This window comes from Streptomyces sp. NPDC006733 (assembly GCF_040636125.1).
Taxonomy (GTDB): Bacteria; Actinomycetota; Actinomycetes; order Streptomycetales; family Streptomycetaceae; genus Actinacidiphila.
In genome coordinates, this window is record NZ_JBEYJD010000007.1 from 60,213 (window position 1) to 73,254 (window position 13,042).

At 70.8% G+C, this 13,042-nt stretch carries 9 protein-coding genes; 5 read left to right on the forward strand and 4 right to left on the reverse strand.

Annotated features, from left to right (window positions below):
- Positions 1-486: a GNAT family N-acetyltransferase gene (locus ABZ721_RS08770; protein WP_358787892.1), complete on the reverse strand. Its 486-nt coding sequence runs from the start codon at positions 484-486 to the stop codon at positions 1-3.
- Between the two features lie 66 nt (positions 487-552).
- Between ABZ721_RS08770 and ABZ721_RS08775 the strand changes: the two genes are divergently transcribed.
- Positions 553-1,080 carry a GNAT family N-acetyltransferase gene (locus ABZ721_RS08775; protein WP_358787893.1) on the forward strand — a complete coding sequence of 176 codons (528 nt, stop codon included), beginning with the start codon at positions 553-555 and terminating at the stop codon, positions 1,078-1,080.
- Here ABZ721_RS08775 and ABZ721_RS08780 read toward each other — a convergent pair.
- From ABZ721_RS08780 to pulA, 3 genes are all read right to left on the reverse strand, one after another.
- Positions 1,073-1,636 carry a Fic family protein gene (locus ABZ721_RS08780; RefSeq protein ID WP_358787894.1) on the reverse strand — a complete coding sequence of 188 codons (564 nt, stop codon included), beginning with the start codon at positions 1,634-1,636 and terminating at the stop codon, positions 1,073-1,075. The genes ABZ721_RS08775 and ABZ721_RS08780 overlap by 8 nt on opposite strands.
- Positions 1,633-1,983, reverse strand: coding sequence for a type II toxin-antitoxin system Phd/YefM family antitoxin (locus ABZ721_RS08785; RefSeq protein WP_358787895.1), 351 nt, complete (start codon positions 1,981-1,983; stop codon positions 1,633-1,635). The genes ABZ721_RS08780 and ABZ721_RS08785 overlap by 4 nt, the downstream gene beginning before the upstream one ends.
- 107 nt (positions 1,984-2,090) lie before the next feature.
- Positions 2,091-7,502, reverse strand: a complete 5,412-nt coding sequence (gene pulA / locus ABZ721_RS08790) for a pullulanase-type alpha-1,6-glucosidase (protein WP_358787896.1) — start codon at positions 7,500-7,502, stop codon at positions 2,091-2,093.
- 344 nt (positions 7,503-7,846) lie between these two features.
- On the opposite strand from pulA, the gene ABZ721_RS08795 reads away from it, so the two are divergent.
- The 4 genes from ABZ721_RS08795 (at position 7,847) to ABZ721_RS08810 (ending at position 13,030) form a co-directional block, all read left to right on the forward strand.
- Positions 7,847-9,136: an extracellular solute-binding protein gene (locus tag ABZ721_RS08795; RefSeq protein WP_358787897.1), complete on the forward strand. Its 1,290-nt coding sequence runs from the start codon at positions 7,847-7,849 to the stop codon at positions 9,134-9,136.
- Positions 9,137-9,342: 206 nt separating this feature from the next.
- A complete protein-coding gene (locus ABZ721_RS08800; protein WP_358787898.1) occupies positions 9,343-10,326 on the forward strand; it encodes a sugar ABC transporter permease in 984 nt (327 codons plus the stop codon).
- Positions 10,327-10,338: 12 nt separating this feature from the next.
- Complete coding sequence (locus tag ABZ721_RS08805) at positions 10,339-11,250, forward strand: carbohydrate ABC transporter permease (protein WP_358787899.1); 912 nt, start codon at positions 10,339-10,341, stop codon at positions 11,248-11,250.
- Positions 11,251-11,335: 85 nt separating this feature from the next.
- Complete coding sequence (locus ABZ721_RS08810; RefSeq protein WP_358787900.1) at positions 11,336-13,030, forward strand: glycoside hydrolase family 13 protein; 1,695 nt, start codon at positions 11,336-11,338, stop codon at positions 13,028-13,030.
- Positions 13,031-13,042: the final 12 nt, after the last annotated feature.

The following is a 13,042-nucleotide window of genomic DNA, read 5'->3' on the forward strand; positions in this document are numbered from 1 at the left end:
TCAGGCGCCGGGAACGCGCAGGAGCATCGTCACGTGGTCGTCCGCGCGGCCGTCCTCGACCCAGCCCTGGCGGGCGTAGAAGGCGCGGGCGCGCCGGTTGGGCTCGAAGACGTCCAGCCGGGCCGCGGTGACGGCTGCCTCCTGCCAGGCCGTGACGCAGGCGGCGTGCAGGACGCTGCCGAGCCCCGCCCGCCAGTGGTCCGGGTCGACGTGGAACTGGAAGAGCTTCTCCTCGCCGGGCCGGAACCCGAGCACCGCGAAGGCCACGATCCGGTCCTCGCGCACCGCGCAGAGCACCCGGCGGTCGGCCGACCCGATGGCCCGCCCGGTGCCGGCCCGGCAGCGGGCCAGCTCGTCGGGGCCGTTGTACTCCTCCTCGGGCAGGTGCCCCGCGTAGTACGTGGCACGCGCCCTGCGGTGCACGTCGGCGATGTCGTCCAGGTCGTCGGGGTGGGCGTCACGGACCGTGACGGAGGTGGCGTTCATGATCCCCTGGACGCCGTCGCGGGGGCGCCCGGTTCCGGGCCGGGGGCGCGGGCGACAATGGCGGCCATGAACGATCTCCACCGCGACGACATCACCTTCCGGCAGGCCACCGAGGCCGACGTGCCCACCCTCGTCGCCCTGTACGACGGCGCCGCGCACTGGATGCGGGAGCACGGCATCGACCAGTGGGTGCCCGGCCAGAAGGGCGCGGACCACTTCCTGCTGCGCATGAAGGAGGGCGAGGTCTGGCTCGCCGACGCCGGCGGCGTCCCGGTCGGCGGCTGGGAGCTGTGGTGGGACGACGAGCCCGCCTGGGGCCCGCAGCCCCCGATCGCGGGCTACATCCACCGCCTGATGACCGACCGCGCCACCGCCCCGCGCGCCCTCGGCCGCGCGATGCTCGCCCGGGCCGAACACCGCATCACCGCCACCGGCCGCACCCTCAGCCGCCTGGACTGCGTCTCCACCAACCCCCGCCTGCGCACGTACTACGAGTCGGCCGGCTACACGGTGACCGGCGAACAGCCCCACAAGGACGGCGGCGGGGGCAGCAGGTACGCGGTGACGCTCCTGGAGAAGCGGCTCGTCAGCTGACCAGCTCGGACAGCATCGCCTCGAGCGGCCCCGCGTCCCCCAGGAAGCTCTTGATGGAGGCCTCCTGGTTGCGCGCGGGGTCCATCGCCGCCCACGACACCGGGTGCCCGGCGGCCGCGCAGAGCTGCCCGAGGAACGCGCGCTGCGCTCGGCCGTTGCCCTCGCGGAACGGATGCAGGGCGTTGATGTCCCCGTACAGCTCGGCGAGTCGCGGGACGAAGTCGGCACGGGACAGGCCCCGCAGATGATCGGCGGAACGCAGGCGGTCGAAGACCTCGTCCGCATACGACCGCAGGTGGATCACCGGGCAGAACGGGGTGTGCTTGGCGATGTCCACCGTGCGCAGTTCGCCCGCCCACGGATAGATGTCGCCGAAGATCGTCCGATGTAAGCGGCAGAGGTGCGCGAGGTCGTACGCGCCGGCCGGAGGATCGGCCGCGAGTGCGATGAGCCGGGCACGGGTGATGTCCGCCTCGGCCTGGTCCAGGAGGGTCGGATCGGTGATGCCCAGGTTGTTGCGCAGCACACCGTTCGGCAGCGCGTAGGGGTCGCTCATCCGGCTTGCCGGTCCGACGTGCCGCGGTAGCGCTCGAGGGCCCGGGCGACGATCTCGTCGGCGCTGAGGCCGCCCCGCACGTACGCCTCGACGTCCCGGTCGGACTCCGCCGAGGCCCGCAGGCCTTCCGCCTCGATGGAGCCGGTCGCGGACTCGGCCGCTTCGCGGCGCTGCTGCCGTCCGGTCAGAGCCTCGAACGCTGCGACGGAGAGCAGCACGCCCTGCGGTTTGCGGTGGGCGCCGATGAGGACGGGGTCGGCGTCGGCTCCGTCCTGCGAGAGCACTGTCAGTATCTGCGAGAGGTGGGCGCGGGCATCGCTGACGGTGACGACCTCGGGAACCTTCATCTGTCCATCCTACCCAGTTTCTGTCCAGAAATCTGTACAGGAACAAGACAGGGCCCGCCCCCCGGGTCGGGGGCGGGCCCTGTGGTGGTTGTCGTGGGCGGCCGGTGTCAGTGGGTCGTGTAGACGGCTACCGTGCGGGCCGGGACTGTGAAGGTGCCGGTGGGGCGGTCGTAGGACGCCTGCTTGACCGTGGGGTCGGAGCCGGCGGACTGGATCGGGTGGAGGGTGTAGGGCGTGCCCGCCAGGGCGGGCACCTTCTGGGTCTGGGTGGCGGGGGTGGCGTTGAAGACCACCAGCAGGGCGCCGAGGCGCATCGTGATGACGCCCGGGGTCTCGCCCTGGCCCGACAGCGGGAAGGAGAGCCGGTCCTGGACCTGGGCCGCGGAGGTCAGGGCGAAGGCCGGTTCTGTGGAGCGGATCCTCAGCAGGTCCTGGTAGGCCGCGGAGGCGCCGGTGATCTCGGCGCAGCCGGGGCGCAGGGCCGGGGAGGCCAGCAGCGGCTTGGCGAACGGCCACTTGGACTGGTTGTCCGCGGCCGGCGGGAGGCCGCGGCCGAAGCCGTTGCCGGTGGCGCAGTCCCAGTGGATGGCGTTGAACCAGTCACCGGAGTCGAAGGAGTTGCGGTCCAGGGACTTGGACCGCAGCAGATCGCTGCCCGCCTGGTAGAGCGCCGGGCCCTGCGAGAGCATGGCGGTCGATTCGGCGAGCACCTGCATCCGGGCCCGGTCGGCGGCCGTCGTGGCGGCCGGGAGCTTGAACGCCAGCGCGTCGTACAGCGCCTCGTTGTCGTGCGCGTCGACGTACGCGAGCGCGTCGCCCGGCGCCGCCGCGTATCCGGCGGGCTGGCCGTTGTAGTCGACCCCGGAGCCCTTGACCTCCTTGCCGGTGGAGTCGGTGAAGGTGAACGCGCTCAGGTTGCCCGACAGCCCGACCTTGATCAGGTCCTGGTAGTGCAGCAGCCGGGCCTTCTGCTCGGCCGGGGTGCCGTTGGCGGTCGAGGCGTTGGGGTCGGTGTAGAGGCCGGTGGCGAAGCCCTGCACGCCGGGGTCGGCGTCGAACGGGCTGCCGCCGCGTACCGCGTCCCGCGCCCGGTCGCTGAAGGTGGCGATGCCGGTTCCGGCCATGTTCGCCTGGGTGGCCTGCTCGAAGCGGGCGTTGTCGGCGACCTCGCCGAAGTTCCAGCCCTCGCCGTACATGATGATCTTCTTGCCGTCGACGCCGTCCCTGGCGGGCGTCAGCGCGTCCAGCGCCTTGCGCACGGCGAGGATGTTCGCCTTCGGGTGGTGGCCCATGAGGTCGAAGCGGAAGCCGTCGACCTTGTACTGCTTCGCCCAGGTGACGAGCGAGTCGACGACCAGCTTGCCCATCATCGCGTTCTCCGGCGCGGTGTTGGAGCAGCAGGTGGAGTTGGCGACGCTGCCGTCGGCGAGCAGCCGCTGGTAGTAGCCGGGGACGATCCTGTCGAGGACGGAGGTGTCGGCCTGGCCGGAGGCGGAGGTGTGGTTGTAGACCACGTCCATCACCACCCGCAGCCCGGCCCCGTTGATCCCCTGCACCATCTGCCGGAACTCGGTGGTGCGGCCGGTGCCGTTCGGGTCGGTGGCGTAGGAGCCCTCGGGGACCGTGTAGTGGTACGGGTCGTACCCCCAGTTGTAGGCGTCCTTGGCCGCGACCTTCGCCACGCACTCCTGCTGCTTCTCGGAGTCGGCGGGGAAGGACGCGAGGTCGCACGCCGGGACCGCCTGGTCGGCGGCCTTCTCCGGGACGGTCGCGAAGTCGAACGCGGGCAGCAGGTGCACGTAGTCCGTGCCGGCCTTCGCCAGCGCGCGCAGGTGCGTCATGCCGGCCGAGCCGGACGCGGTGAAGGCGGTGTACTTGCCGCGCTGCGCGGCCGGGACGGTGCTGTCCGCGACCGAGAAGTCACGGATGTGCAGCTCCTGGATCTGCGCCTGGTTCAGCGGCACCGCCGCCGGCTTCGCCTGCCGCTGCCAGCCCTTGGGGGCGAGCTTCGGGTCGGCGAGGTCCACCAGCAGGCTGCGCGCCGAGTCGGCGGTCAGCGCGACCGAGTACGGGTCGGTCACCAGGTTCGTGACCAGCTTCTGGACGCTCGGCGCCCAGACGGTCACCGCGTACCGGTACGGCTTGCCGGACCAGTCGCGGCCGCCGGTCACCGACCAGACGCCGCTGGCGGCGTCCCGCCGCATGGGTACGGTCCTGCCGTTGAGCTCCAGCGCCACGCGGTGCGCGGTGGGCGCCCACACCGACAGGGTGGGCCGGCCGTGGTCGAAGACCGGGCCGAGCGCCGCGCGCTGCGCCGTCGCGGCGTACAGGTCGTCGAGCACCCCTTGCGTCTGCACGCCGGTGGCGGCCAGCAGCGCGCCGTTCGCGGCGCGCTGGGTGGCGATGAGCTGGCCGCGCAGCGCGGCGCCGATCCGGTCGCGGTCGCGCGGGTCGACGGTGAAGGCCGCGTACTCCTTCAGCTGCGGGTACTTCGCCTTCTGGGCGGCGGTCAGGCCGCCCGCGACCTGCGACAGGCGCAGCCAGTGGCCCTCGTCGGACAGGGCGCCGTCCTTGACGGTGATGCCGCCGTCGGGGGCGTAGACGAGCTGCCGGCTGGCGGACGCGCTCGCGTCGGTGTGCCAGGCGACGGTGTACCGGTCGATCCACTGCGCCTGCGCCTTGGTCAGGTCCAGGTCGCCGCCCGCGCCCTTGGGCTGCGGGAGCAGGTACTTCGGGGTCGCGGCCAACAGCCACACCTCATGCCCGTTGGAGGCGAGGTCCAGGGACTGGTCGGAGGGCAGGTCCTTGGCGTCGCCGTTGTGGAGGATGTAGCTCAGTGACGTGGCGCCCGGGGCGAGCGGCACTTCGTACACCGCACCATAGGCGTCGATCCGGGCCGGCTGGAGCGGCTTCGTCCAGTCGGTGGGCTCGGCGGCGCCGGTCCAGGTGTGCAGGCCCCAGTGGGCGTAGTCGCCGTCGGCGCGCTGGTAGTGCAGGACGGCCTTGGTGGTGTCCTGCGGCGGGTAGGAGCCGGCGGGCGCCGCGTTGAGCACCTGAGGGTCGCCCTGCTTGATCCACACCTCACCGGTCCGGGTGAGGTCGACGGCCCGGTCGGCGTCGGTGTCCTTGACGCCGTTCTTGTCGACGGCGATGAAGCCGACGCTGGACGCGCCCGGCTTGAGCTTGACCCAGGCGAAGGCGCCGTAGGCGTCGCGCCCGGTGAAGGGCTTGCCGTCCGGCCAGGTGGTGGCCTCGCCGTCCGCGATGTCGCCCCAGGTGTAGAGGCCCGAGTCGGCGTAGTCGCCGTCGGTGCGCTGGTAGTGGACGACGGCGTAGTCGCGGGAGACCGCGCTGGGCGGCGGCTCGTGGGCGGGCGTGCCGCTGGTGGTGGCGGCGATGGCGCTGCTCGTGTGCCCGGCGGAGTCGGTCACCACGGCCTTGTAGCGCAGCGCGGTACCGGCGGGGACGGCCGCGTCGAGCACCTGGGTGACGGTGTAGGGCGCGTGGTCGGCGGAGCCGAGCACCTGCCACTTGCCGTTGCCGACCTGGGCGGCGAAGACCACCCGGTCGAGCTGCCCGCCGGTCACGGCGGCGGTGAGCTCGACGGTGCCGGTGGCGCCGGCCGCGGGGGCGTGCAGCGCGATCGAGGGCCGGGTGACGGGGGCGCCGAGCGGCTTGCCCGCCTTGTAGACGACGGAGGAGAGCGCGGGGACGGTCAGGGTGATCGTGCCGTCGCCGCCGCTGCGCACGGTGCCGGTGGCGCCGTAGAGCGCGCCGAAGTCCGCTCCGGCGGAACCGGTCGGCACCGCCGCGGTCTTCGCCGTGGTCGCGTTGTTCACCGCGACCACGTACTCGGTCCGCGTCTTCACGTCCGTGCGGGAGTAGGCGTACACGCCCGCGCCGTCGGCCGCGTACCGCTCGGTCTGCACGCCGTCGCGCAGCGCCGGGTTGGCCTTGGTCAGCTGCGAGAGCGCGGCGATCGTCCGGTAGAGCGGGGCCGCGGTGTCGTAGGCGTCACTGGCGTGGGTGCGGTCGGTGCCCAGCTCGTCGTCGTCGAGGTAGTCGGCGACCTTCGAGGCGAACATCGTCTGCCGGGCGTCCTTGTCGCCGCCGGCGCCGGTGAAGCCCTGCTCGTCGCCGTAGTAGACGACGGGGTTGCCGCGGCTGAGGAACATCAGCTCGTTGGCGAGCCGGTCGCGCCGCACCAGCTCCGCGTCGGTGGCGCCGGGGTTGTCCTGCTTGAGGAAGGTCCCGAGGCGGCCCATGTCGTGGTTGCCGAGGAAGGTCACCGACTCGTAGGCGTTGGCCTTGTCGGTGGTGTACCGGTAGTCCTGCGCGAACAGGCCGGCGAGCTTGGCCGCGGAGCCGCCCTGGGAGGCGTAGGAGCGGGCGGCGTCCTGGAAGGGGAAGTCCAGGGTGGCGTCGAGCCGGCCCTGGGTGACGTAGGGCGAGGTGATCGCGGTGTCGGCGGAGTAGACCTCGCCGAACATGAAGAAGTCCTTGCGCCCGTGCCGGGCGGCGTACTGGTCGAGCGCGGTGGCCCACTGGGTCCAGAACGGCAGGTCGACGTGTTTGACGGTGTCGATCCGGAAGCCGTCGATCGCGAAGTCCCCGACCCACTTCTCGTAGATCTTCTCCATCCCCCGCACGACCTCGGGACGCTCGGTCCACAGGTCGTCGAGGCCGGAGAAGTCACCCTGGTCGGTGCTCTCGCCGGCGTAGGTGGAGTCGCCGCGGTTGTGGTACATCGTCGGGTCGTTGAGCCACGCCGGGACCTTGGCGTTCTCCTTCTCCGGTGCCACGACGGGCGTCCGCGGGAAGGAGCCGGCGTCGACGGCGGGGAAGTTTTTGCCGGTGGCGGCCGTGGAGTAGTCGGTGTCGTCGAAGGGCCTCCCGTCCTTGCTCAGGTACGGGAAGGCGCCCTTGGAGAGGTAGGAGTACGCCTTCTCCTGGTAGTCGACGACGTCGGCGGTGTGGTTGGTGATGACGTCGAAGAAGATCTTCATGCCCTTGGCGTGGGCGGCCGCGATGAGCTTCCTCAGGTCGTCGTTGGTCCCGAAGTGCGGGTCGACCTGGGTGAAGTCGGTGATCCAGTAGCCGTGGTAGCCGGCCGAGGCGTCCTTGCCGGTGCCCTGCACGGGCTGGTTCTTGAAGATCGGCGCCATCCAGATGGCGGTGGTGCCGAGCCCCTTGATGTAGTCGAGCTTCCCGGTCAGTCCCTTGAGGTCGCCGCCCTGGTAGAAGCCCTTGTCGGTGGGGTCGTAGCCGGTGACCAGCCGGGAGCCGGTGAGGCCGCCGGTGTCGTTGCGGGTGTCGCCGTTGGCGAACCGGTCCGGCAGGACGAAGTAGAACTGCTCACGCGTGAGGTCGTGGCGGGCCGGCTGGGCGGCGAGCGCCGCGTCGGACGGCGGGGCGGGTGGCGCGGCGGCCAGGGCGGGCACGGCGGCCGGCACGGTGGCCAGCAGCAGCGCCGACACCACCGTCGCTGCCACACGTCGTATGCGTGCGGGTACGGACACGGGCGGGTCTCCTCGTAGCGGAAAAAGCTCGTGCCGGGGGCACTACGCGCCGAGGTCCCGCGGCTGCCCGGCGACACCGCCGGGCGCTGCGGACGCTATCGCTGCCCGCCCCTTGCAGCAAGACCTTGCAACGTACTTCTGAGGCCCTGGGCCTGCATCGGACATCTGCAGGTAACGGCAACGTCACATTTGGGAGAGGTGGCCGAAACTTTCTTGCAGGCTCTTTCGCAAGGTCTTACATCGCTGTTACGTTCCTGCCCAGCCCGAGCAGCCGCACAGCACCAAGCGGTGCGCATCACCCACTCCAGGGTGAACCGGGTTTTACCCTCATCAAGGAGACAGGTATGCGACGCGGCATATCCGCCGTGGCGATGGCCGCGGCCATCGTTCTCGGGGCCACCGCCTGTGGCGGCAGCAGCGACGACAAGAGCACCGGGGACGCGGCGAAGGACCCGGCCGGAGTCTCCGGCGAGATCACGTACTGGGACACGTCGGACGCCACGAACGAGGCGCCCGTCTACCAGGCCCTGATCAAGACCTTCGAGGCCAAGTACCCGAAGATCAAGGTCAAGTACGTCAACGTCCCCTTCGCGGACGTGGAGCAGAAGTTCAAGACGGCGGCGCAGAGCGGCAAGGGCGCGCCCGACGTGGTCCGCGCCGACGTCGGCCTGATCCCGGAGTACGCGTCCCTGCACTACATCGCCCCGCTGGACGGCACCGCCGCCCTGAAGGACACCGCGGACTTCACGCAGGGTCCGCTCAACACCACCAAGTACGAGGGCAAGACCTACGGGGTCCCGTCGGTCACCGACACCCTGGGCCTGCTCTACAACAAGGAGATCTTCGCCAAGGCCGGCATCGCCAAGCCGCCGGCCACCTGGGACGAGTTCATCTCCGTCTCGAAGACCATCAAGGAGAAGACCGGGGTCACGGGCACGTACCTCAACCCGGACACCTACTTCCTGATGCCGATGCTCTTCGGCGAGGGCACCGACCTCGCGGACGCCGCCGCCAAGAAGATCACGATCAACTCCCCGGAGGCGGTCAAGGCGGTCACCAAGGCGAAGGAGATCTACGACACCTCCTCGCAGAAGGTGGACTTCGCCAGCGCCTACGACAACATGCAGACCTCGTTCAAGAACGGCAAGGTCGCCATGTTGATCCAGGGCCCCTGGTCGGTCAGCGACGACGTCAGCGGCTCGGCCTTCAAGGGCAAGGAGTCGAACCTCGGCTACGCCCCGGTCCCGGCCGGCTCCACCGGCAAGCCGCAGGCGCCCACCGGCGGCCACGACCTGGCGGTCTACCAGGGCTCCAAGAACCTGGACGCGAGCTACCTGTTCACCGAGTTCATGACCAACTCGGCCAGCCAGGTCACCATCGCGACCAAGACCGGCACCCTGCCGACGCGCACCTCCGCGTACACCGCGGCGGTCACCGCCGACCCGAAGATCGCCGGCTTCAAGGGGATCATGGACACCGCCCGCCCCCGCGTGGCGCTCCCCCAGGTCGGCAGCCTCTTCACCCCGCTGCAGCAGCAGTACGTGAAGATCCTTCAGGGCCAGGTCACGGTCCAGGCCGGACTGGACGCGGCGGCGAACGAGTTCGCCAAGCTCCTGCCGGGCTTCAGCAAGTAACCGCCACCGCACCAGACTCCGGTCCGGTCGGCCGGGGCCCCGTCCTCCCTCGGGAGGGTCGGGGCCCACGCGCCCGGCCGTCCGGGCCGGGCCGAACGCGCGGCCCCGGAGATCGAGCCACCCCGCCCGCCCCGCTCCGAGGGGCGCTCCGGGGCCGCGACACCACCAGCACCATCATCCGTAATCGTGGAAAGAGCCGATGAGTGATGACCACCGCAGCCCTTGACGGGCAACAGCACGGCAAGGCCCCGCGCCCCGGCCTCGTGACCCTGTTCAAGCGGTCGTGGGACAAGCACTGGTACGCCTGGGCCATGGTCGCCCCGGTGGTCATCGTGATCGGCGTCCTGGTGCTGTACCCGCTGGGATACGGCATCTACCTGTCGTTCACCGACGCCACCGAGACGAACATCGCCAAGGACATCGGGCCCGTCCACATCCCGGCGACCTACCACGTGGTCGGCTTCGACAACTACTGGAAGATCCTCTCGGGCCAGGACGGCGACTTCTACCCGCGGCTCACCTGGACCGTCATCTGGACGCTGACCTGCGTCGCCTTCACCTATGCCATCGGCATGGGCATGGCGCTGCTGCTCAACCGCCCGGCGAAGTTCCGGCTCTTCTACCGCCTGTCGCTGATCCTGCCCTGGGCGATCCCGGCGTTCGTCAGCGTCTTCGCCTGGCGGCTGATGCTCAACTCGCAGTACGGCGTCTTCAACTCGATCCTGACGCACGTCGGACTGCCGGCCCAGGACTGGCTGGGCACGCCCTTCGCGCAGAAGGTCGCCGTCATCATGGTGAACGTCTGGGCGGGCGTACCCTTCATGATGGTGGCCCTCCTCGGCGGCATGCAGTCCATACCCGCGGAGCTCTACGAGGCCGCCGAGATGGACGGCGCCTCCCCCTGGAAGCGGTTCCTGCACATCACGCTCCCGGGCCTGCGGCCGGTCAGCAACACCGTGATCCTGCTCGGGGTGATCTGGACGTTCAACATGTTCCCGATCATCTTCCTGCTGCTGGGGCAGACGAACAGCGGGGACACCGACATCCTCGTGACCTACGCCTACCGCAAGGCGTTCACCGGGGTGTCCGACTACTCGGGTGCCGCGTCCTACGGCATGGTCATCCTCGCCATCCTGCTGGTCTTCTCCACCTTCTACCGCCGCTACCAGGCCAAGACCGAGCAGGCGTAAGGAGCCATGACGATGAGTGCAACAGCCCACACCGGCACCACGGGGAGCGCCGACGCGTCCCGTTCCGCCGCGGTGCCCGCCCGCCGCACGGGCCGCAGGCGCGGCGAACGCAGCCGCGGCGCCTCGCTCGCCCTGCACACCACGCTCATGGTCGCCAGCGCGGTCGCCGTCTTCCCGGCGCTGTGGATCGCGTTCATCTCCTTCGGGCCGAAGAACGCGTGGACCGACCCGGGCGAGATCCTCTCCCACCTGAGCCTGCAGAACTACCGGAACATCCTGCACACCAACTTCCCGAAGTGGTTCCTCAACTCGGCGATCGTGGCGGCGGCGACGACCGTGCTCGGCGTCATGCTGTCGGCGAGCGCCGGGTACGCCATCTCGCGGATGAAGTTCCCCGGCCACAAGCAGCTGATGTGGACCTTCCTGACGACGCAGATGTTCCCGATGGCCGTGCTGATCGTGCCGCTGTACAACCTGCTCGGCGAGCTGGGGCTCCTCGACAGCTACCTCGGGCTGATCGTCACCTACTGCACGATCTCGGTGCCGTTCTGCGCCTGGATGCTCAAGGGGTACTTCGACACCATCCCGCACGAGATCGACGAGGCGGGCCGGATCGACGGCCTCACCCCGTTCGGCACGTTCTGGCGGCTGATCCTGCCGCTGGCCCGCCCGGGACTCGCCGTCACCGCCTTCTACAGCTTCCTGACCGCGTGGGGCGAGGTCGCCTACGCGAGCCAGTTCATGAGCACCAACGAGAACTTCACGCTGGCGGCGGGCATCCGCACCCTCGCCACCGACCAGCGCGCGGACTGGGGTTCGCTGACCGCCGCCGCGGTGATCATCGCCATCCCGGCCGCCCTCGTCTTCTTCGTGGTCCAGCGCCACCTGGTGTCCGGCCTGACCGCCGGCGCCGCCAAGTCCTGACCGAGCCACAGCGGCACCGCGGCCCGCAAGCAACCGTCTCCTGTCGTGCCCAGCGCACCAAGGCCCGCCACACCCGAAGGAAGTCATGAGCCAGCACCTCACCGACGCGCCCCGCTCCGCCGCCGACAACGCCGCCGACGCCGCGCGCAGAGACTGGTGGCGTGACGCCGTGATCTACCAGGTCTACCCGCGCAGCTTCGCCGACGGCGACGGGGACGGGATGGGCGACCTGCCCGGGATCACCGCCCGGCTGCCCTACCTGCGGTCGCTCGGCGTGGACGCCGTGTGGCTGTCGCCGTTCTACGCCTCCCCGCAGGCCGACGGCGGCTACGACGTGGCCGACTACCGGGCCGTCGACCCGATGTTCGGCACCCTGACGGACGCCGACGACCTGGTGCGGGCCGCCCACGGGCTGGACCTGCGGGTCATCGTGGACGTGGTCCCCAACCACTGCTCCGACCAGCACGAGTGGTTCAAGCAGGCGCTGCGCGAGGGCACCGGGTCCCCGATCCGCGAGCGCTTCCACTTCCGCGCCGGCAAGGGCGCCGACGGCGAACTCCCGCCCAACGACTGGGAGTCCATCTTCGGCGGCCCCGCCTGGACGCGGACGGTCGACGCCGACGGCACCCCGGGCGAGTGGTACCTGCACCTGTTCGCCCCGGAGCAGCCGGACTTCAACTGGGACCACCCGGCGGTGCACGACGAGTTCCGCTCGATCCTGCGCTTCTGGCTGGACCTGGGCATCGACGGCTTCCGCATCGACGTCGCGCACGGCATGGTCAAGGCCGAGGGCCTGCCCGACATCGGCTCCCACGAGCAGCTCAAGCTGCTGGGCACCGCGACGATGCCGTACTTCGACCAGGACGGCGTGCACGAGATCTACCGTAGCTGGCGCAAGATCCTCGACGAGTACTCCCCCGACCTCCGGCCGGGGGTGCCCGCAGGCGACCGCATCGCCGTCGCCGAGGCCTGGACGCCGACCGTCGAGCGCAGCGCGCTGTACCTGCGCCCCGACGAGCTGCACCAGGCGTTCAACTTCGAGTACCTGACGACCGGCTGGGACGCCGAGGCGCTGCGCCGCGTCATCGACACCTCGCTGGCCGCGATGGGTTCCGTCGGCGCGCCCGCCACCTGGGTGCTGTCCAACCACGACGTGGTGCGGCACTCGACCCGCTTCGCCGACGGCGACCAGGCGCTCGGCCTGCGCCGGGCGCGGGCCGCGACCCTGCTGATGCTGGCGCTGCCCGGCTCCGCCTACCTGTACCAGGGCGAGGAGCTCGGCCTGCCCGAGGTCACCGACCTGCCCGACGAGGTGCGCCAGGACCCGGCGTTCTTCCGCAACGCCGGCCAGGACGGCACCCGTGACGGCTGCCGCGTCCCGCTGCCGTGGTCGGGCACGGCGGCGCCGTACGGCTTCGGCCCGGTCGAGGGCGGCCCCAGCTGGCTGCCGCAGCCCGACGCCTGGGCCGGTCTCAGCGTCGAGGCCCAGGAGGGCGACCCGACGTCGACGCTGGAGTTCTACCGCGCGGCGCTGGCCGTCCGCCGCGAACACCCCGCCCTGGGCGCGGGTTCCGAGGTGATGTGGCTGGAGGCTCCGGAGGGCGTGCTGGCCTTCCGCCGGGACAGTGCGGAGGGCTCGTTCGTCTGCACCGCCAACGTCTCCGCGGCGCCCGTGACGATCCCGGCCCCGGGCCGCGTGCTGCTCGCCGAGGCCGGATTCGGGGTGGAGGGAGCGTACGCCGTCCTCCCCGCGGACACCACGATTTGGTGGGCGATCTGACGTGGCCACCAT

Bases quoted from the DNA above. Each gene is read 5' to 3' on its own strand.
- ABZ721_RS08770 (WP_358787892.1), bottom strand. From the start codon at position 486: ATGAACGCCACCTCCGTCACGGTCCGTGACGCCCACCCCGACGACCTG.
- ABZ721_RS08775 (WP_358787893.1), top strand. From the start codon at position 553: ATGAACGATCTCCACCGCGACGACATCACCTTCCGGCAGGCCACCGAG.
- ABZ721_RS08780 (WP_358787894.1), bottom strand. From the start codon at position 1,636: ATGAGCGACCCCTACGCGCTGCCGAACGGTGTGCTGCGCAACAACCTG.
- ABZ721_RS08785 (WP_358787895.1), bottom strand. From the start codon at position 1,983: ATGAAGGTTCCCGAGGTCGTCACCGTCAGCGATGCCCGCGCCCACCTC.
- ABZ721_RS08795 (WP_358787897.1), top strand. From the start codon at position 7,847: ATGCGACGCGGCATATCCGCCGTGGCGATGGCCGCGGCCATCGTTCTC.
- ABZ721_RS08800 (WP_358787898.1), top strand. From the start codon at position 9,343: ATGACCACCGCAGCCCTTGACGGGCAACAGCACGGCAAGGCCCCGCGC.
- ABZ721_RS08805 (WP_358787899.1), top strand. From the start codon at position 10,339: ATGAGTGCAACAGCCCACACCGGCACCACGGGGAGCGCCGACGCGTCC.
- ABZ721_RS08810 (WP_358787900.1), top strand. From the start codon at position 11,336: ATGAGCCAGCACCTCACCGACGCGCCCCGCTCCGCCGCCGACAACGCC.